This is a genomic window from Caballeronia choica, assembly GCF_001544535.1.
GTDB lineage: Bacteria > Pseudomonadota > Gammaproteobacteria > Burkholderiales > Burkholderiaceae > Caballeronia > Caballeronia choica.
The window spans coordinates 1-1,618 of sequence record NZ_FCON02000428.1; the positions used below are offsets into that span (position 1 = coordinate 1).

The following is a 1,618-nucleotide window of genomic DNA, read 5'->3' on the forward strand; positions in this document are numbered from 1 at the left end:
GTGTTGGCGCTCCCGATTCCGAGTTTGGGCAGGCCCTCCGGAGGCCAATGTTGCGCCGATTGCGCTGCGAGATAGAGGTACGAAAAGATCAAGTAAACGAATAAGGCCGACTCCGTGGCGATCATGGTCCACACACCAACCGCTGGATCGCTCGCCCGCGCTGCCGATCGGCAGCGCGCGAGTCGTGTCGAATGCATCGATCGCGTCAGCCAATTTCGCCTCCCGCATCGTGTACAGGGGACGGCTCGCGTTGCAGAAGACCGCGCTCGGGCCAGAGCCACGCGATCATCGAGATTGCAGAGGCGCCGAGCATCGCCGCCGTGAACCACCATGCGTGAAACACCATGCCTGCAAACACAAGCGTTGAAAAAGCGCCCAGGAAGAACGGCGCATATGAATCGCCCGGCATCTTCAGGATGATGTAGGGTTCGCCGTCGAGGGCCGTCGTGCCCAGTGCCTCGCGCCCATGATCGAGGATGTAGCCTTCATCGAGCACGGACCCGGCGTGGCCTCCTCGTTCACTCGCAAGCCTGTTCTCCCACAACGGATGGCGGCTTCCGACAAACGGGACGGTCGCAAAGTTATAAGGCGGCGGAGGCGACGGAATGGACCACTCGAGCGTGGGTGCGTCCCAAGGATTGTCGCCAGCGGCCGGGCCTCGCTTGTAGCTCCATGCGAGATCGAACAGAAAGATCAGCACGCCAAGCGCGAACACGAACGACCCGAGCGAGGTGATCAGGTTGACGGTATTCCATCCCATATCGGCGGGATAGGTGTAGATGCGGCGCGGCATGCCAAGGAGACCCGCGATGTGCATCGGAAAGAAGGCGACGTTGAACCCGATGAACAGAACCGCAAAGCCGAGCTTGCCAATGCGTTCGCTCATCATGCGACCGGTGAACTTGGGAAACCAGAAGTAGATGCCGCCGATCACCGGAAAAACATTGATCCCAAGAAGCACGTAGTGAAGATGCGCCACGACGAAATAGGTATCGGTGAGTTGCCAGTCGAGCGGAACGGCGGCCGTCATCACGCCGGACACGCCGCCGATCACGAACAGCAGCACGAAGCCAGCGAAATAGAAGAAGGGGACCTTGAACACCGGACGGCCGGTATAGATCGTCGCGACCCATGCGAAGGTGGCGACCGCGCTGGGGATCGCGATCACCATGCTGGCCGAGCCGAAGAACGCGAGGGCAAGCGCCGGAATTCCGGTGGCAAACATGTGATGGATCCACACGATAAAGCCCACCACCATCGTCGCGACCGTCGCCAGTGCCACCGGCGTGTAGCCGACCAGCGGTCGACGGCAGAAGACAGGCAGCGCATCGGAGACAATCCCCATCGCCGGCAGCACCACGGCATAGACCCACGGGTGCGCGAACATCCAGAACATGTGTTGCCAAAGGAGCGGCCTGCCGCCATTCAAGACATCGAAGAAATGCGTGCCGAACTGCCGGTCGAGCCACAACATGAAGAAGGCGAGGCTGACCGCCGGCACGGCCAGCAGATTGCCGCCGGACGCCGTCAGCGTGCCCCAGACGAGCACGGGAACCCGGTCGATGGACATGCCGGGTGCGCGCATGCGCGCCAGCGTGGCGATGAAGTTGACCGAGCC

General features: G+C 61.8%; 1 protein-coding gene and 1 pseudogene. Both read right to left on the bottom strand.

What is annotated here, in order from left to right:
* A pseudogene (locus AWB68_RS50560) lies at positions 1-228 on the bottom strand (cytochrome c oxidase subunit 3); the annotation flags it as partial.
* On the bottom strand, positions 206-1,618 hold a 1,413-nt coding region (locus AWB68_RS44695), incomplete at its 5' end, for a cbb3-type cytochrome c oxidase subunit I (protein WP_087650430.1). The gene AWB68_RS44695 and the pseudogene AWB68_RS50560, both read right to left, overlap by 23 nt.